At 62.5% G+C, this 17,398-nt stretch carries 13 protein-coding genes and 1 tRNA gene; 8 read left to right on the top strand and 6 right to left on the bottom strand.

Annotated features, from left to right (window positions below; translation table 11 throughout):
- Positions 1-4: 4 nt before the first annotated feature.
- The 6 genes from AC6H4Z_RS13530 to dapF are packed head-to-tail and all read left to right on the top strand — an operon-like array spanning position 5 to position 8,120.
- Positions 5-1,174: a glycosyltransferase gene (locus AC6H4Z_RS13530; RefSeq protein WP_497542490.1), complete on the top strand. Its 1,170-nt coding sequence runs from the start codon at positions 5-7 to the stop codon at positions 1,172-1,174.
- Positions 1,119-2,102 carry a hypothetical protein gene (locus AC6H4Z_RS13535; RefSeq protein WP_497542491.1) on the top strand — a complete coding sequence of 328 codons (984 nt, stop codon included), beginning with the start codon at positions 1,119-1,121 and terminating at the stop codon, positions 2,100-2,102. Before AC6H4Z_RS13530 ends, AC6H4Z_RS13535 begins: the two co-directional genes overlap by 56 nt.
- Positions 2,103-4,601 (top strand): YfhO family protein, encoded by a 2,499-nt coding sequence (locus tag AC6H4Z_RS13540; RefSeq protein WP_497542492.1) that lies wholly within the window; start codon positions 2,103-2,105, stop codon positions 4,599-4,601.
- Positions 4,602-4,647: 46 nt separating this feature from the next.
- Positions 4,648-6,504, top strand: a complete 1,857-nt coding sequence (locus AC6H4Z_RS13545; RefSeq protein ID WP_497542493.1) for an Ig-like domain-containing protein — start codon at positions 4,648-4,650, stop codon at positions 6,502-6,504.
- Between the two features lie 49 nt (positions 6,505-6,553).
- Positions 6,554-7,276 carry a polyprenol monophosphomannose synthase gene (locus tag AC6H4Z_RS13550; protein ID WP_497542494.1) on the top strand — a complete coding sequence of 241 codons (723 nt, stop codon included), beginning with the start codon at positions 6,554-6,556 and terminating at the stop codon, positions 7,274-7,276.
- A gap of 22 nt (positions 7,277-7,298) precedes the next feature.
- Positions 7,299-8,120: a diaminopimelate epimerase gene (gene dapF, locus AC6H4Z_RS13555; RefSeq protein ID WP_497542495.1), complete on the top strand. Its 822-nt coding sequence runs from the start codon at positions 7,299-7,301 to the stop codon at positions 8,118-8,120.
- A 238-nt stretch (positions 8,121-8,358) separates the two neighbouring features.
- Here the strand turns inward: dapF and AC6H4Z_RS13560 are convergent, their stop codons facing one another.
- Together AC6H4Z_RS13560 and AC6H4Z_RS13565 are read right to left on the bottom strand one after the other, a co-directional pair.
- Entirely contained in the window at positions 8,359-9,021 is a 663-nt protein-coding gene (locus AC6H4Z_RS13560; RefSeq protein WP_497542496.1) for a tetratricopeptide repeat protein, read from the bottom strand.
- Between the two features lie 27 nt (positions 9,022-9,048).
- A tRNA-Arg gene (locus tag AC6H4Z_RS13565) sits at positions 9,049-9,122 on the bottom strand.
- A 236-nt stretch (positions 9,123-9,358) separates the two neighbouring features.
- Between AC6H4Z_RS13565 and AC6H4Z_RS13570 the strand changes: the two genes are divergently transcribed.
- Complete coding sequence (locus tag AC6H4Z_RS13570; protein ID WP_497542497.1) at positions 9,359-10,210, top strand: hypothetical protein; 852 nt, start codon at positions 9,359-9,361, stop codon at positions 10,208-10,210.
- 64 nt (positions 10,211-10,274) lie between these two features.
- On the top strand, positions 10,275-12,707 hold the full coding sequence (locus AC6H4Z_RS13575; RefSeq protein WP_497542498.1) for an FG-GAP repeat domain-containing protein: 2,433 nt from the start codon (positions 10,275-10,277) through the stop codon (positions 12,705-12,707).
- On the opposite strand, the gene AC6H4Z_RS13580 is transcribed toward AC6H4Z_RS13575, so the two are convergent.
- The 4 genes from AC6H4Z_RS13580 to AC6H4Z_RS13595 are packed head-to-tail and all read right to left on the bottom strand — an operon-like array spanning position 12,704 to position 17,389.
- Complete coding sequence (locus AC6H4Z_RS13580; RefSeq protein WP_497542499.1) at positions 12,704-14,041, bottom strand: TolC family protein; 1,338 nt, start codon at positions 14,039-14,041, stop codon at positions 12,704-12,706. The two genes, AC6H4Z_RS13575 and AC6H4Z_RS13580, sit on opposite strands and share 4 nt — an antisense overlap.
- A gap of 32 nt (positions 14,042-14,073) precedes the next feature.
- On the bottom strand, positions 14,074-15,288 hold the full coding sequence (locus AC6H4Z_RS13585; RefSeq protein WP_497542500.1) for an ABC transporter permease: 1,215 nt from the start codon (positions 15,286-15,288) through the stop codon (positions 14,074-14,076).
- Positions 15,285-16,067, bottom strand: a complete 783-nt coding sequence (locus tag AC6H4Z_RS13590) for an ABC transporter ATP-binding protein (RefSeq protein WP_497542501.1) — start codon at positions 16,065-16,067, stop codon at positions 15,285-15,287. Before AC6H4Z_RS13590 ends, AC6H4Z_RS13585 begins: the two co-directional genes overlap by 4 nt.
- Before the next feature lie 14 nt (positions 16,068-16,081).
- Entirely contained in the window at positions 16,082-17,389 is a 1,308-nt protein-coding gene (locus AC6H4Z_RS13595; protein WP_497542502.1) for an efflux RND transporter periplasmic adaptor subunit, read from the bottom strand.
- Positions 17,390-17,398: the final 9 nt, after the last annotated feature.

Below are 17,398 nucleotides of genomic sequence, written 5' to 3' on the forward strand. Positions count from 1 at the left end.
ATCGATGAAAGTTCTATTTCTGACGCACTCATTTCCGCGTCAGCCGGGCGATGCGGCGGGCTCCTTCGTGCTGCGCCTCGCCATGGCGCTGCGCGGCGAAGGAATCGATACGAGCGTGGTTGCCCCAGCGGCGCCAGGACTCTCCGACCGCGATCGGCTCGAAGACATTCCTGTCGAACGTTTTCGTTATGCGCCGCGTCGCTTCGAGACGCTCGCATACACCGGCAACATGGCGTCGCAATTCCAGGCGTCGTGGAGCGCGCGCGTCACGATGCTCGGCTTCCTCGGCGCTGAGTTCCGATCGGCGGTAAAGGCGCGGCGGGAAGTGGAGCCGGATCTCGTGCACGCGCACTGGTGGTTCCCGAATGGCCTCGTCGGCACCTGGCTTTCACGAATGGCGAACAAGCCCCTGGTGACGACGCTCCACGGCACCGACGTTCGGCTCGCGCGCACCGTCGCCTTCTCACGCCCGGCGTTCCGCCATGTGATGCATCACTCGGCCGCCGTCACCGCCGTTTCACGCTTCCTTGCGTCAGAAGCGCAAGAAGTCGTGTCGACGCCGGCGCCGATCGTAGCGCCCATGCCCGTATCGGCCGAGCTTTTCTCGCCAGGCGGGGAGCGCGAGAAAAAGCGGCTGCTTTTCGTCGGTCGGCTCAACAAGCAGAAGGGAATCGAGCTGCTGTTGCACGCGCTCAGCCGGATTCCAGATACGTCGGTCAGCCTGGACGTCATTGGTGACGGCGACGATCGCGCCGCACTCGAGGAGCTGGCTCGCGCGCTGGGACTCGAGAATCGCGTTCGTTGGTGCGGCGCGCTGCCGCAGCCCAAGCTTGTCGACTTTTACCGATCCGCGGCGGCGCTCGTCGTTCCGTCGGTCGCTGAAGGTTTGGGCTTGGTCGCCGTCGAAGCACAGCTCTGCGAAACGCCGGTGGTCGCGTTCGATTCGGGTGGACTGACGGACATCGTGCAGCACGACCGCACGGGTGTTCTGGTGCCCGACGTCGACGCGGGTGCCCTTGCCGCCGCACTGATTTCGTTGCTCGAGCGTGACGATCGTGGCGCATCCCTCGGCGCTGCGGGACGTCTCCACGCGCTCGCCACATTCGCCCCTGAGTCGGTTGCCCGACGCTACGCCGACATCTATCGATCCGCGATCGCCAGTTCGCCGAAATAAGACCTGGATTGCCGCCCAGTTCCTCATTGCGGCGATCGTCGTTGTCTTCATCGTCAGAGCCCTCGCGTCGCAATGGCGCGCCTTCCGCGGGGTTCCGCTCGTCGTCGCTCCGAACTGGCCTATGCTGCTCGCGGCCAGCGGTGTCGTCTTCGGTACCTACGGCGTACTGATCGAGACCTGGCGGCGCATGCTCGCCGCCTGGGATAGTCGATTGGGATTTGCGAGCGCCGCACGGATCTGGGCGGTCTCCAATCTCGGACGATATGTCCCGGGAAATGTCTGGAACGTCGCCGCGATGGCCACCATGGCGGAGGCGGCTGGCGTCAGTCCGATCGCGGCCGCAGGATCAGCGATTCTCAATACGATCGTCAACATCGCCGTCGGCTTTCTCGTGGCCATCGTGGCGAGTTGGCGTTCCTTCGACCGACTGTCGCAGGGGCACACGGCGATTGGGGTCGGTATCGCGGTCGTCGTGCTCGTTGCCGTGGTCGCGCTCCCGTTCGCGTTGCCGATGCTGCTCGCACTCGCGCGCCGTTTTACCGGACGAAGCCTGGCGATTGCATCGATTCCGCACCGAGCGGTGTATGTATCGCTCGCCGGAAATATCGTGGCGTGGCTGCTGTACGGCGCGGCGTTTCAACTGTTCGTGCATGGAGTGCTCGGGACGGCAAACGGATCGTTCGCCGAATTCGTGACGGCATGGGCGTGGCCATACGTGCTCGGCTATCTTGTGTTCGTCGCTCCCGCCGGGCTCGGCGTTCGGGATAGCGCGCTTGCATTCGCTCTCACGGCGCTGGGTTTGACCACGCCTCCCCAGGCGACATTGATCATGGTGGCTTCACGATTGTGGTATACGGTGTTGGATCTGCTTCCGGGCCTCACTTACGTCGCCATGGGTGCACGTCCACGATCCAAGAGAAACCGGTAGATGGCTCGAAACCCTGACACCTCATCGCCGGCGACGGCGAATCTCGCGGCTCCACGGCACGCCACGGCGTGGGCGTCCCTCGTCTACGCCGTCTCCACGCTGCTCCTCGCGTATCCGGCGCTGACGGGATTGTTCTTGCTCAATCCTCGCAGCGACCAGTACAAGGCCGGTTTCGCCTTCCGCGAGTTTGCCGCACAGCACTTGAGGGATGGGAAGGGGTTCCCCCAGTGGAACCCGTTCATCGAAGGCGGCCTGCCGTACATCGCCGCCATGCACGGCGACATTTTCTACCCGACGTTCCTGCTCCGCATGATCATGCCCACGGACATGGCCATGACGTGGGAGTTTCCGATCCACCTGTTCCTCTGCGGTCTGTTCACCTTCCTCTTCCTCCGCGCGTGGAACCTTGGCTTTCACGGCGCGCTGGTCGGCGGTCTGGCATATCTCCTCGGTGGATCGATTGCTGGCTACGCCGGACCGGGGCACGACGGAAAGCTGTTCGTGAGCACGATGCTGCCGCTGGCGCTCCTACTGCTCACGCGCGGAATGCGCGACGGTCGGATCTGGGCGTGGGGCGCACTGGCGATCACGATTGGGTTGGCGGTTCTCTCGCCACATCCGCAGTTGTTGCAGTACCTGCTGCTGACGTGTGGTGTCTTCGCGCTGTACGTAGCGTTCGCCAATCATCCCGGGCAGGGAACGCTGCCGAGGAGCGTGGCGATCAAGCGTCTTGGTGCGGCGGCGGGATCGGTGTTCGTCGGCGCGATGATCGGCGCAGCGCAGTACTGGCCGGCAATCATCGAGTACAAACCGTGGTCGCCGCGCGCAGCGGGCCACGACTACGCTACGGCGTCGAGCTACTCGTTTCCAATTGAGGAAACGCTAAATGCGTACTGGCCACAATTCTCCGGAATTCTCGACAACTACTGGGGCCGCAACCTCATCCATTTTCACAGCGACTATTTCGGTGTCATCGTCCTGATTCTTGTTGGAGCGGCGTTCGGCCAGATCGCGAATAAGTCGTTTCGTCGGTTCTGGGTCGCGACCGGGGCTGTGGCACTCCTGTGGGCGTTCGGCGGATATACGCCGTTCTTCAAGCTCATTCTCGCCATCGTTCCGGGTACGATCTATTTCCGCGCTCCCAGCACGATTATCTACATCACGGCTTTCGCCGTATCCGTCCTCGCCGCGCTAGGTATGGACCGCGTACTCGCCAAGCGGGTGAGTCCGAAGTACGCCATCGGTTGGGGGATCGCGGCACTGGCGTTCGCAGTGCTGATGTCCGTCGGGGGATACTCGGCGCTTTCGAGTGGGCTGATATCGAGTCTTAGAGATTCAAGCCAATCGCAGCTCCTCGATTACCTAAGCCAACGCGCGAGCACGAACTCCGGTGCGGCGATTCTGGGCGTCTGGCGCTCATTTCTCGTCACCGCCGTGGGCGCCGGGATTCTCTGGGCGTTTCTCACTGGCCGGCTTGCCGCGAAGGGAATGAGCATCGCTCTCATCGCGGTGCTCGTTCTCGATCTCTGGTCGATCGAACGCATGTACTGGGTGTTCTCGCCGCGCGCTTCAACGCTCTACGCTACCGATCCAGCGATCGATGCGATCAAAGCCGACATGGCCAAACGCGGGCAGTGGAGTCGCGTATGGACCGAAGGTTTGAGCGCTGGAGTGGCGCCGCGCGACGCCGCGTTCGCCGGCGATGCGCTCATGTCGCACGACCTGCGCATCGTCGGCAACTATCACGGCAATGAGCTCGGTATCTACGATCAGTTGCTCGGCAACGCGAATCTGTCGCAGAGCCCGGACTTTCAGATTTTTGGACCGCCGTTCTGGCTCCACGAGAACGTCGGCTATCTCTACACGGGTGCCGACGATTCCACGGCGACGCTGATCGGCAATCAGCTCAAACTCGCTGCTCCGATGACGAAGATCGCGGGTCCCGTGCGCAATGCCGCGGGCTCAATGGTCTTTGCGTACAGACTGCCAGTAGACAATCGCCCAGCATGGGTCACGAGCGCGATGGCCAAGGCACCGGAGAATCAGGCGCTCGCCACGGTCCTCGATCCGCGCTTCGATCCGGCGCGTGTCGCGATCATCGATTCCTCGGCGAAAGACATTCAGGTTGGGCCGTTGGCCGCGCTCCCAGAGCCATCACCGATTCGCGCGACTGTGACCTCCGCCACAGACGGCGCGTACGATATCTCACTCGACAAACCTGCGACGGAAGGATCAGCGCTTGTCGTGTCCGAGAACTATTTTCCTGGCTGGCACGCTACGGCCGACGGCAAGCCCGCTGGAGTGGCGCGCGCGAACTACAATCTCATTGGCGTTGCGCTTCCGGCAGGCGCCCGGTCGGTGCAATTGCGCTTTACTGATGCGGCATACAAGAAGGGAAAGGTCCTCACCTTGTTGTCCTTGGCGCTTGCACTCGTCGTATTGGGAGTCGGACTCGCGTGGGATAAGCGACGACCGACTCCAGACCAAGCCATGTCGTGACAACGCCGTCACGAAACGAAAGACCACACAGGTAGGAGCCGGCTCCATGACGTTAACTCGTTCGAATCGAATCGCCCCTCGCGCGCTGATAGCCGCGGTGGCAGCAGCCGCGCTGGCGGCTTGCGGCGGCACTACGGAAGTCGCCGTCAAGAAGGACGTCATTCCGTTCACCATTTCGACGACGGCGACCGATACGCTTCGTGCGGCCGTTGGTGCGGCCGTTGCGCCTGTGACGGTCACGGTGGTCAACAAGGCAGGCGAGCCGCTCGACACCACGCTGGTGACGTTCACCGTCGCAACCGGCGGCGGAAGCGTGACGAGTCCAACAGCCCGCACGAACGCATCCGGCCAAGCGACCACCACGTGGACGCTCGGTTCTGGCGTCGGGTTGCAGACGTTAACGGCAACTGCCGGTGGGCTCACGCCCGTGACGATCCGCGCCGTGGCAGCCGCCGGAGCTGCCGCCGGACTGACTAAGGTTGCTGGTGACGTTCAGACGGCGGCTGTGAACACCAACGTCGCGATCGCGCCGTCGGTGAAAGTCGTCGACAAGTTCGGCAATCCGCTGGCGGGCCAATTGGTCGGCTTTACGGTGGGCAGTGGCGGTGGTGTCGTCACCGGCGGCGCAGTCAACTCGGGCGCCGACGGGGTGGCGACTGTTGGTTCGTGGCGACTCGGCACGGGTGCCGGCGCAAATACGCTGGTCGCAACGAGTGGCGCGTTCACCGCGACGTTCACTGCGACCGCCGCCTTCGGAGCCGCCGCAACCGTCAAGCTGACGCCCGCGGCACCAGGGCAGCTCCTGGTCGGCCAGACCGTTCAGCTCAGCGCTCAGGTTTCGGATGCGTCGGCGAACGTCATCACGGGAGCCGCAGTTACGTACACGACCAGTAACGCGGCGGTCGCGTCGGTCAGCACCGGTGGACTCGTCACTGGAGTAGGGGCCGGAACTGCCTCTATCACGGCGACCTCCGGGGCCGCAAGCGCAAGCGTGTCGGTGACGATCACTGGCCACCCCGTTGGAAGCTCAATTTCGAACACGCTGCAGCTCGGAGCATTTCCGGGTGACGTCGCATTCACGAAGAACGCCATGCTCGTCGGCGTCACGGGATTGCAGCTCGTCCAGGTCTACGATGCGACCGGAACCACGCTGACGGGTACGGTCAACCTGGGTACGGCGGTGCCGATCCTGCTGGCACCGACTCGATCGACAGGACCTGCGGTCGCCATCAACATTGGAACGACCAGCCGCCTCTGGTTCATCGATCCAGCAACCGCCACGAAGGTTGACTCGCTCGACATCAACGACATCGCCCAGTCCGCGGACATGACCAGCGACGGCAGCCGCATCGCGGTGATGCTGTCGAGTGGCTCTCTGGCGATCGTCGATGGAACCACGCACCAGGTCACGAAGCTCCTCCTCGGTGGCGGCGTAACGAGCACGCGAGTCGCGCCAGGAGATTCGCTGCTGTACGCGATGACGAACGTCGGCGTGGTTTTCGAAGTCGACATTCGCAATGCAGTGGTAAAGCGCCAGATCATCACGAACGCGACCGCCACTGACTTCACGATTGGTCAGGATGGACTGTTCTATTTGCTCGACGGGCCGGGCGCCGTGGTGCGTATCGCCAGCATCAACAATCTTGGCGCGCCGCTGCGTGCATTGGGCGTGAGCTCGGGCGGATCGAAGATCGCCGTTACCCCGGATTCCAAGCAGATCTGGATCGCGCACACCAACCCGGCCCAGGTGACCTTCTATACCGGTGATATAAATTCCGGCTACCTTGCGAACGGCCAGATTTCGACGGCCACCGGGTATTTCCCTCTCAAGATCTACATGAGCCCGAACGGTAGCTTCGCTGCCATCACGAACTTCGGTGGCTGGGTCGACATCGTCCGCTGACGAGCGAGTCCCGCGCACCGAGGCCTCTTCCGAACAGGGAGAGGCCTCGGTGCGTGAGCGCGCCCTCGTCATTGTCCCGACGTACAACGAGCGCGAGAACGTCGCGCGCCTGATCGAGACCGTTCTCAGCCAGGATCCACGCCTCGAGGTACTGGTCGTCGACGACGGATCGCCGGATGGAACGGCCTCCGTCGTCGAAGGCATCATCGCGCAGAACAGTCGCGTTCACATCCTACAGCGGCCGAGAAAGATGGGGCTGGGCACCGCCTACATCGCCGGCTTCCGCTGGGGGCTCGAACGCGAGTACGATCTGCTTTTCGAGATGGATGCCGATTTTTCCCACGACCCGGGGCATCTGCCCGACTTTCTCCGCGCCGCCGCATCGAGCGACCTCGTCCTCGGATCGCGCTACCGCGGCGGTAAAGTGACCGTTGTAAACTGGCCAATTTCTCGGCTCTTGCTGAGCTATTTCGCCAACGTCTACGCCAGAGCCGTCACGGGTCTGCCCGTGTGGGACGCGACTGGAGGCTTCAAGTGTTTTCACAGAAAAGTCCTCCAGTCTATTGATTTTGATAAGGTTAGGTCGAACGGTTACGCGTTTCAGATTGAGATGAGCTTTCGCGCCTGGAAGCACGGTTTCACGATCGTCGAGATTCCAATCGTGTTCGTCGACCGAACCGAAGGCCAGAGCAAGATGTCCAAGGCCATCATGCGCGAAGCGATCTGGATGGTCTGGCGATTGAGATGGTTGGGTATCACCAACCGCGCGTGACAGCACCAGGTAAGGGGACGGGATGATTCCGACCGGGCGGCCTTTCTACAAGATGAGCGGGTCGGGCAACGACTTCGTCATGGTGGACGCCCGACAGGAGGCACCCGGACGCCTCGCTGAACCCAGCGTGATCCGCGAGGTTTGCGCGCACGGCACCGGGGTTGGAGCCGACGGAATCGTCTTCCTCGAACCGTCGGACTCGGCCGCGATTCGGCTCACGTACCTCAACGCCGACGGAACCCGGGCCGACTTCTGCGGCAACGCGACCCTGTGCACGACACGCCTGGCCACTGAGCTGGGAATCGGGTCGCCCAAGGGCCTCCAGATCGAGACTGACAACGGTTTGGTTGCGGCAAGGCTGGACGGCCCGCGACCAGAGATCGACCTTCAGCCGGTCTCTGAGGTCCTCGTCGAGGCCTCGGATTTTCCGCTCGAGCACGGCGAGCGCCGGATTGGATTTGCCAAGGTCGGAGTCCCGCACCTGGTCATCCTGTGCGACGACGTGGCGCTGATCGATGTGGTCGGTCGCGGTCGGCCGCTGAGGCACCATCCCAAGCTGCGTGAAGGTGCCAACGCGAACTTCGTTTCGCGCGACCGCTATGGTCGCTGGAAGATCCGGACCTACGAACGCGGCGTCGAAGCCGAAACGCTGGCGTGCGGCAGCGGGTCTGTGGCCACGGCGATCTTGCTGACTCTGTGGAACGAGTCTGCTGGCGACATCGAGCTCGAAACGAGATCCGGCCGAGTCCTGCGAGTGCGACTCCGGCGGGAAGGCGAGCGCTGGTTTCCGAGCCTGAGCGGCGAAGCCCGCGTGGTCTTTGAGGGACGACTTTCAGAGATCTGATCCAAGTCGTTCGTCCTCAACGGCTTTCGAACTAGCAACAGCTGGCGGACTCGACAGGCGTGGGGAGAACTGGAAAAGTTCTCCACAGGATTTCCTCGTCTGTAGTTTACATAATACATCTTATACGAACCGATCCTGAGAGGCGACAAAAAGGCGCCAATGCGAAATGGCGCCTCGATGTTCCTTTGGTGTCGTCCGTTTTAGAGCGCTACTTCAGTCGCCTGGATCCGACTCCGAACTAACGCTTTGCCGGCTGCGCGTCGAGCTCACCAAGTCGGACGCGAGCTTCCGCGGCCATGGTCTGACCTTTCGGATCGTTCAGCAAACCGGTCCAGATCGCGCGCGCTTTGGCGGTATCTCCGGCTGCCTGGAATGCCCGGGCTGCCTTCGACGTGTTGAACGCCTTTTCGTTCTCGAAGCTGCTCGCGTCCGCCGCGCCCTGATAGGCCTTGGCAGCGTCAGCCATTTTACCCATCTGGGCATAACCGTCGCCTTCGAGGCCCTTGATCGTCGCCTCGTTGTCCGACGCAGCGCTCGAACCGCCCACCTTTTCGAGGCGGCTGATGCCGTCCTGGAACTTGCCAGAATCGAAGTCCAGCTGCGCCAGGAGCATCGCGGCTTCGACGCCGGCACCCGTCGATTCGTACCGGGTGTAGACCTTCTGAAGATCGCTCTGCGCCAGTGCCTGGTTGCCGGCCGACAGCGACTGCTTTGCCTGCAGGAGCGCCTTTTCGGCGTTCGCGGACTGAATCTGCTTGGAGCGCATGTAGAACCAGTATCCAGCCGCCGCCACGACGACGATTGCGGCTCCGGCGGTCAGCGCCCGGCTATTGATCCTGGTCCAATCGATGAACGTCTGAGCGCGGTCCGCGGCAGCGGATTCAGGTTGCGTGCTTGTCATGTCTCTGCAGGTAGATGAGCTGTTGAGTGCCCCTGGCGTGACTCGAACACGCGGCCAACGGTTTAGGAAACCGCTGCTCTATCCATCTGAGCTACAGGGGCGCGCCCGACCATTCGGAACAGCATAGGAAGATAAGCGAGAACCGGTCTCCTTGCCACGCGCAACGGACTGGACGCGTCCGCGGGCCGAGCTCCCTGCCGACAACGGCCACCACGAGCCCAGCATTCAGTTTACGACAAACGTCCCATCGTCTCGCGCGCATCCATGATCTAGATCCCGGTCGTTCGCGGCGTTCGCTCCCTCAGCGGCGTCTCACGCACTGCGCAGGAGTGGACTGATGCGTACTGTCGAACGGATCGCGCGCGCTGGAGCCATCTCTCGTACTCGAATCGCCGTTAGCGCACTCCTTGTCGCGGCAGCCGCGTCAGCCGCCTGCGACTCTAGCAAGAATGGCGTGTTGCTACCGACCGGAACTGGCACGACGCCGGTCACGGCGCGGCGCATCATCGGCGTCGTCGAGGTCACCTTCCGCGATATCGGAACATCGGCGATGACGTCTGACGTCATCGTGGCATCGACCGTCGCTGAATTCGAGGCGCTGCGAAGTGCCCGCACGGTCCCGCCGCCCCCGGTTACCCAGGGCAACGTTGCGCTTCGCTTGGGGCTGATCGCCGAAGGATCGTTTACGTCGACAGCCACGAATGGCGCGGCGACGCGATACATGCGCGCGACCTACGGCGTGACCAATACGCGACCCGACAGCACCGTGTTCGACCCCGCAAAGCCAAACCTCACGTTCATCGCCGTCACCTTGCCGAGCACCGTTGCTCGCACGGAGGTTCGATCGCTCCTCCTGGGCAACGGCACCGCCGCGAGCCCATCGATCGCGTCGCAACTCGTGCCGACCGGCCTCGAGGCCGACGATCACTCGGGCGGCGTGATCGATCTCGACCCGAGCACCCTGAAGACGTTCAGCGCGAGCGACCTCTCGAACGTCAAGCTGCCAGCGGGAGCAACGCAGGTGCTTCCCTACGGTTTCACCGTGCGCAAAGCGCAAACGTCGGCCTCCTTCGACGGAGCCGTCACGTTCTCCTATCGCATTCAGGATCAAGCATCGGCGAACGACACGCCGACGACGATCTCCGTCGTGCTGCTGATCGTCAGCGACGCGCTCGTGCCCGTGTCATAGGCGCGGCTTCCGATCCTCGATTGGTCCAATCCTGCTCGCAACTCACGTAGTCGGAGGCGAAGGTATGTCGATTCATGGAACGGCACGGCTTGGCGGAGTGTTGCGGACGCCGGTCCTGATCGCCGCCGTCATCGCTGCGGTGTCGTGCAAACACGATGCGGTTGCGCCTGATGCGCAGACGACTCCCACGCCGGCGCGGCACGTCGTTGGAATCGTCGAGGTCACGTTCCACAACGTCGGTTCGCCGAACATGACGACTAGTGTCCTTGTAGCGCCGACTGTAGCGGCGCTCGAGGCGAAGCATGCGGCGCACGCCCGCACCGACGCCAACGGAATGGCGCCGTCGTACGACTTGACGGTGCCGACGAGTACTTCACCCGGCGACGCGACAATCGAGATCAAGCCGGTTGTCGACGGGGCTTCATCACTCTCTAATGACGGAACGCATAACAACAGCACCGTCTACATGGAGTCCACCTACTTGGTGCGCAACGCGCGCCGCGACAGCTCGGCGTTGGATACTCCGCGCCACAACCTCACGTTTGTGGCGGTGTCAACCGCGAATACGATCCTCGATACGCCCGTGCGAGTATTCGACACGCGGGCAGGGTCGCCAGCGAACCCGCTGCTCGCACGCCAACTCCTGCCAACAAGCCTCGTGATTCCCGATGCGTCGGGCATTGTCGTCGCGTTAGCGCCGGACGTACTGCAAGCGTTCACCGAGGCAGACCTCAACGGCATCGTGCTCCCGCCGGCGGTGACGAACATTTTCCCATACGGGTTCATCACCAGAAAGATCGGATCCGTGACGACGCGCACGCTGGACGCCTCGCCGGGGCCGAACGACTTCGACGGGCTTGTGAGCTTCGCGTTTCGGATTCCAAAACAGTCCAACCCGGCGGCGGATCCCACCACGATTTCGGTGATGATGCTCGCGCTCGATGACTCCGAGACGCGAATCACACAGAGTTTGGAAGAACAAACCGTGCTCGCCTCGACGGCCGTTCGTCTCCGAGCGTTGTCACTACACGCAACAACAGTCACGGTTCTCCCGGGCGGAACAGTGCCTGGCGTGCCGGCGACGCGCTACGTCTGCGCCGTGCGCACTGCCGGGCCGGCCAGCCTTCCAACTGCCTACCTGGTGAACGCGGCGACGACCGCTCTCTCACTCACGCCGAATCCGTATGCACCCGGCGGAAGCTTCATCACACGCACCACCGATTTTCAGGCAACCTTCAGCGGAATTGTGAACGGCGCGACGCCGATCACGTTCCCCGTTCGAGGTTCGCAGAGTGGACAGGCCTTCCTTGGACAGAACTACAGCGGCAACGGCACCACGTTGATTCGTACGCCAACGAAGACGTTCTTCGCCGGCGAAGTTGTCGAAGTATCAATCACCACCGCCCTTTCATGTCCGACTGCGCGCGTCGCACGCTACCGAGTCGCGACGACGCCGAGCCAGGGCAACTTCTTCCCGGCGACGACACTCTCGTCACGCGACACGGCGTCCGGCGTGGTCGTCGCAGACCTGAATCGCGACGGAAAACTCGACATCGTCTCGACGAACCTGGGCTCGAACACTGTCTCCGTAGACATGGGCAACGGCGACGGGACGTTCCGAGCGCCACAGACCTATCCAGCTGGGCGGCATCCGATCGCTGTGGCGGTTGGCGATCTCAATGGCGACGGCATTCTCGACATGGCGGTGGCGAACGAAGTCGACCGAACCGTATCAGTCCGATTCGGTCGAGGCGACGGCACGTTTGGCGACCAAGTGACATACGGAGTTGGAAGCGCACGCGCCATCTCGCTTACCGACATCGATGGCAACGGATTCCTCGACATCGTGGTGGCAAACGCGGAGGCGACCGTCTCCCTTCTTCTCAATGACGGCGGAGGGTTGTTCTTGCCGCAACAACTCCTGCAGGCAAGCGATGGCGGAAAGCACACTGCCCTGGCCATCGCCGATCTGAATCGCGACGGAATCTCCGATCTCGTCGTCACCGACTCCACCACCGGTCATGTTTCGGTGTGGCTGGGCAGCGGCAACGCGACTTTTCAGCCCGAGCGCGAGTTCACCGTCGGAACGGGGCCAAGCGGCGTGGCGATCGGTGATCTGAACGGCGATGGCATTCCCGATCTCGCAGTTTCCAATCGCGTGTCGAACAGAGTATCCGTGCTGATTGGAAATGGCGACGGGACATTTCAGCCGCAGACATTGCTCGAAACCGGGAACTTGCCGTCAGCGATTACCATCGGCGACCTGAACGGCGATGGAAAGCTCGACATCATCACAGTCAATTACAGTTCTCGTGAAGCTTCGGAATTCATTGGCAATGGCAATGGCACATTCCAAGGCCGTCGCACCTTCTTCGTCGGAGAGAGTCCGCGCGCGATCGTCACGGGAGATCTCAACGGGGACGGCGCCCTGGACCTCGTCGTGACCAATGGCACGCTGAACGGATCGGTCTCGATTTTCATCGAGCGCGTTCCCTAGAGACGCGGAGCGGCTGGATCCAAATCACCGGTGTAGTAGGCCAACGCTGTGTGTTGGAGCAGAAGGTTGTAGCGAGCGGTGATGACGGCGCTCGTCGCCTGAACCTGGGTGGCGCGCGCCTGCGTGACTTCCAGGAGCGTAGCCGCCCCAGCCTGGTAGCGCTTCTCCACGACGTCGACTGCCTGCGCCCCCGCCGTCTGCTGTGCCTCCGCCGCGGCGAGTTGTTCGCGCGCTGACGATTGATCGAGGTACGCGCGTCGTACTTCGAGCGCGATTCCCTGCCGCGTCGCGTCGAGCGACAAGCGCTCGTTGTCGGCCGTCAGCTGTGCGCGCTGCTGCGCCAAGCTCGCCGACCCACGATCGAACAACGGAATCGAAACTCCGACGCCAATCGATCCACCGCGACGTTGATCGAGCTGGTCGGCGAAGCCGATGTCACCCGCACTGCTGTACGCGCTGCTGTAGCTTCCCGTCAGTGCGATCGACGGCAGACGTGCGGCCTTCGCGGCTTTCACATCCTGGGTCGCTGCGTCGACGCGCGACGACTGAGCATCGAGATCAGCGCGATTCGCGTAGGCACGCGCCATCAGAGTGTCCAAGCTCGCCGCCTGGGAGCTGTCCACGGCAGTCATACTCGGAGCGACGAACTCGAAGGTACCAGACGGATCGAGTTGCAGCGCCTGGATCAGATCGACCTTCGCCAATTCGACTGCGCGGTTTGCCTGCGCGATCGCGAGCTTCGCCCCAGCAACCGTCGCCTGCTGTTGATACAGATCGGCGACGGGCCGCGACCCTGCATCGACGAACTTCTGAATGACGTCCTGCTGCGCCTGTTGCGCCGCAAGATTCTCCTGCTGGACTCTGAGCTGTTCGCGCTGGTTCGTCAGCGCAACGAAATCGGAGGCGACGGTGAACACCGCGGTTTGCCGCGCGCGCGTGAGGTCTTGCGAGTTCGCCTGCTGACTCGCCTGCGCCGACCGAATCGACGACGCAGTCTTGCCGCCATCGAACAACGTGAGGCTCGTTGATAACCCGCTGCTCAGCGCTTGCGTTTGCTGATTGACGATCGCGCCGTCGCTCTGACTGAAATTCCGGCCAACGTTGTCGGATCCGCTGACGCTCAGCTTCAGATCCGGGAGGAGTTGCATCCTCTGTTGCTGTACCGTGGCGTCACCGAGCGCCGCGGCGTTCTGTGCCTGACGGACGGCGATGTTTTGTTTGAGTGCGATTGCGATCGCATCGTCGAAGGTGATCGATTTCGGCTGCTGCGCGAAGATGGGGCTCGCCGCGGCGAGACCGACCGCCGCGACGAGCGTGTGGCGTATGAACGACATCGTATGACTCCTGTGTTTCTATGACTGCAAGGTCACTCGTAGCGGAGTGCCTGAATCGGATTGAGGCCGGCGGCTTTGCGTGCCGGATAGAACCCAAAGAACATTCCGACCGCTCCAGAGAATCCGAGCGCGATCGCCACAGCCGACGCAGGTGTCGACGTGGCCCAGCCCGTGACGTGCCCCAAAACGGCCGCGCCGCCGTAGCCAACGGCAAGGCCAACGATCCCGCCCAACAGGCTCATCACGATACTCTCGACGAGGAACTGTGTGAGCACGTCCGAGCCGCGCGCGCCAATCGCCATGCGAATCCCGATCTCACGCGTGCGTTCTGTCACCGACACGAGCATGATGTTCATGATGCCAATGCCGCCGACGACCAGCGAGATCGATGCAATTGCGGCGAGCAGTCCAGACATCACACGCGTGGTACTCGTCATCGCCGCGGCGATCTCCGTCTGATTGCGTACGGTGAAGTCGTCGTCGGCACCGTCGAGGCGGTGCGCGTCGCGCATGATCGTCGACACCTCATCCTGTGCGGCGGTCATGTCATCCGCCGATGTCGTGCTCACGAGGATCTGTCCGATGCGCACGTTGCCGCTCAACCGCGTCTGCGCGGTTGTGTACGGAACGAGCACAACGTCGTCCTGGTCCTGACCACCACCGTTCTGCCCCTTCGCATCCAGCACACCCAGGACCGTGAACGGTGCCTTGCCAATCTGAATCTGTGATCCGACGGGATCGGAATTCGGAAAGAGGTTTTTCACCACGGTCGCACCGAGCACCGCAACCTTGCGCGCCGAGCGAACGTCTTCGGTCGTGAAGAATGCGCCAGCGCTCGTGTTCCAATTGCGAATATCAGTGTAGTCAGTGGACACGCCGTTGATGCTCGTGCGCCAGTTCGCGCCGCCCGCGATGACTTGCGTGCGCGTCGACACGACTGGCGACACGGCATTGAACAACGTCCCCTGTTGCTTGAGCTTGTCGGCGTCGGCAACCGTCAGTTTGTTGAACGTGCCGGCGCCCTGATTCACGCCACCGGGTGTGCCCGCCCCCGGCATGACGATGATCAAGTTCGTCCCGAGCGCGTTGATCTGCGACGAAATCTGCGTTTGCGCGCCGTTGCCGATCGCCACCATGACGATCACCGCGCCCACGCCGATCACGATGCCGAGCATCGTGAGGAGCGTGCGCATCTTGTTCTTCAGAATGCTGGTCGAGGCAATGCGCAACAACGTTGACTGTTTCATGCAACCTCCTCGAGCATGGCTGCGGAGTCCGCAGCCTGTTCATCGTCCAGTTCTTTCAGGTCGTCGATCGCGCGGCGGCGTCCAATCACCGGGTGATCGCGTACGATGTGGCCGTCGCGCACCTCAACGATGCGCTTGGCGTACTGCGCAACTTCTGGCTCGTGTGTCACGACCACGACGGTGATGCCCTGATCGTTGAGCTCCTGGAAGAGCGCCATCACTTCCACCGTCGTTCGACTGTCGAGATTTCCCGTCGGCTCGTCGGCCAGCAGCAGCCGTGGCTGTGTTACGAGCGCACGGGCGATTGCCACGCGCTGCTGCTGTCCGCCGGACAACTCACTCGGCTGGTGGTCCAGCCGCTCGCCGAGGCCCACCCGCCTCAACGATTCGGTAGCGAGTGCCCTAGTATCGAGCTTTCGGCCACTGCGATCGTACAGCAATGGTAGTTCGACATTATCGAGCGCGGTGGTGCGTGCGAGAAGATTGAAACCCTGAAAAATGAAGCCGAGCTTTTGATTTCTCAGATCGGCCAGTTGATTCTTGCTGAGGCCATTGACGCGCGTTCCATCGAGCACGTACGTGCCCTCGGTCGGCACGTCGAGACATCCGAGAATGTTCATGAGCGTCGACTTGCCGGAACCCGACGTGCCCATGACCGCGATCAGTTCGCCCGGCTCGACGGTGAGGTCGATTCCCCGCAGCGCGAACACTTTGTTCGAGCCCATCGTGTAGACCTTTTTCACACCCGAGATCTGGATGACTGCGTTGTCCTGTGACATGGTTCGGTCTCCGGTTACAAGCCGCCCGGTCGGCGGGCAGCGCCGCCTGGGCGCGCCGGCTGGAACGGGTTGCTACTACTCGTCGCCGCAGTCGCGGCGGCGCCAGTCGTGCCGTCGGTCACGTTCGTGATGACCTGCATGCCCTCTTCAATTCCCTTCCCGTCGATCTGCGTTTTCTGACCGTCGGTGCGTCCGGTGCGAACGCGTGTCTGATGAAGCGCCCCCTGTGCGTCTATATACCAGAGTGTTGCCATCGCGGGCTTCGCTCCACCCGTGCGCGTCGAGTCGCCTCGTCCACCCTGACCGCCAGCCGCTCTCGCCGCCGCAAATCGAGCGCGCGTTGCCGAATCCGGTTTGGTGCGCGTCGAATCAGACTTCGTCGATGCGCCAGCCTGCTCGAGCATCTGCGGCGTTGCCTTGATGCGTAGCGCCGCGTTCGGAACCGTGAGCACGTTGTCCGCCGAACCCGTGACGAAATTCACCGTCGCCGTCATTCCGGGGAGCAGCTTACCAGTCGGGTTGTCGACGCTGACCACCGCCGTGTAGCTCACGACGTTGTCGGTCGTCGTCGACTGCAAGCGCACCTGCTGCACTTTGCCATCGAAGTGTTCGCTCGGATACGACTGCACCGTGAATTGTGCCGGCGCTCCGTCCTTGATCAGGCCAATGTCGCTCTCGTCGACCGACGCGAGGATCTGCATTTCCGACAGATCGTTCGCGATCAGAAAGAGCTGCGGCGCCGAAAGACTCGCCGCCACGGTCTGACCGACGTCGACGTTACGTTCGACGATCACGCCGTCGATCGGCGCAAAGATCGATGTATATGAGAGATTCTGCTTCGCGCGATCGAGTGCGATCTGCGCGCTCTTGATTGTTGCCTGCTGCACACCAAAGTTCGATTGCGACGTCGCAAACTCGCTCGCCGTGATCACGCGAGCGTCGAAGAGCTGCTTGTTTCGTGTATAGTCGTCCTGGGCGAGGCTCAACTGAGCCTGGGCGCGTTCGAGCTGCGCCTGCGCGTCCTGGACGGCCTGCTGCTGCAGCGTCGGGTCGATCGTCGCCAGGAGCTGACCCTTTTTCACCTTGTCGTTGAAATCGACGTAGATCTTGGCGACCTGTCCCGACACCTGCGTGCCGACTTGCACGGTGCGCACGGCGCTCAGCGCACCGGTGGCCGACACCGTGGACGTCAGCGTTCCGCGCGTCACGGGGGCCGTGCGATAGGCGGGTGTCTCCTTTCCATCTGCCCGGCGATAGAACCACGTTGTTCCAGCCAGCATAGCAACCGCGACGGTCGTGGCGGTAAACTTGATCTTGTTCATATCACGGCC

The organism is Leucogemmata humicola, assembly GCF_055379415.1.

Bases quoted from the DNA above. Each gene is read 5' to 3' on its own strand.
- AC6H4Z_RS13530 (WP_497542490.1), top strand. From the start codon at position 5: ATGAAAGTTCTATTTCTGACGCACTCATTTCCGCGTCAGCCGGGCGAT.
- AC6H4Z_RS13540 (WP_497542492.1), top strand. From the start codon at position 2,103: ATGGCTCGAAACCCTGACACCTCATCGCCGGCGACGGCGAATCTCGCG.
- AC6H4Z_RS13545 (WP_497542493.1), top strand. From the start codon at position 4,648: ATGACGTTAACTCGTTCGAATCGAATCGCCCCTCGCGCGCTGATAGCC.
- dapF (WP_497542495.1), top strand. From the start codon at position 7,299: ATGATTCCGACCGGGCGGCCTTTCTACAAGATGAGCGGGTCGGGCAAC.
- AC6H4Z_RS13560 (WP_497542496.1), bottom strand. From the start codon at position 9,021: ATGACAAGCACGCAACCTGAATCCGCTGCCGCGGACCGCGCTCAGACG.
- AC6H4Z_RS13570 (WP_497542497.1), top strand. From the start codon at position 9,359: ATGCGTACTGTCGAACGGATCGCGCGCGCTGGAGCCATCTCTCGTACT.
- AC6H4Z_RS13575 (WP_497542498.1), top strand. From the start codon at position 10,275: ATGTCGATTCATGGAACGGCACGGCTTGGCGGAGTGTTGCGGACGCCG.
- AC6H4Z_RS13580 (WP_497542499.1), bottom strand. From the start codon at position 14,041: ATGTCGTTCATACGCCACACGCTCGTCGCGGCGGTCGGTCTCGCCGCG.
- AC6H4Z_RS13585 (WP_497542500.1), bottom strand. From the start codon at position 15,288: ATGAAACAGTCAACGTTGTTGCGCATTGCCTCGACCAGCATTCTGAAG.
- AC6H4Z_RS13590 (WP_497542501.1), bottom strand. From the start codon at position 16,067: ATGTCACAGGACAACGCAGTCATCCAGATCTCGGGTGTGAAAAAGGTC.
- AC6H4Z_RS13595 (WP_497542502.1), bottom strand. From the start codon at position 17,389: ATGAACAAGATCAAGTTTACCGCCACGACCGTCGCGGTTGCTATGCTG.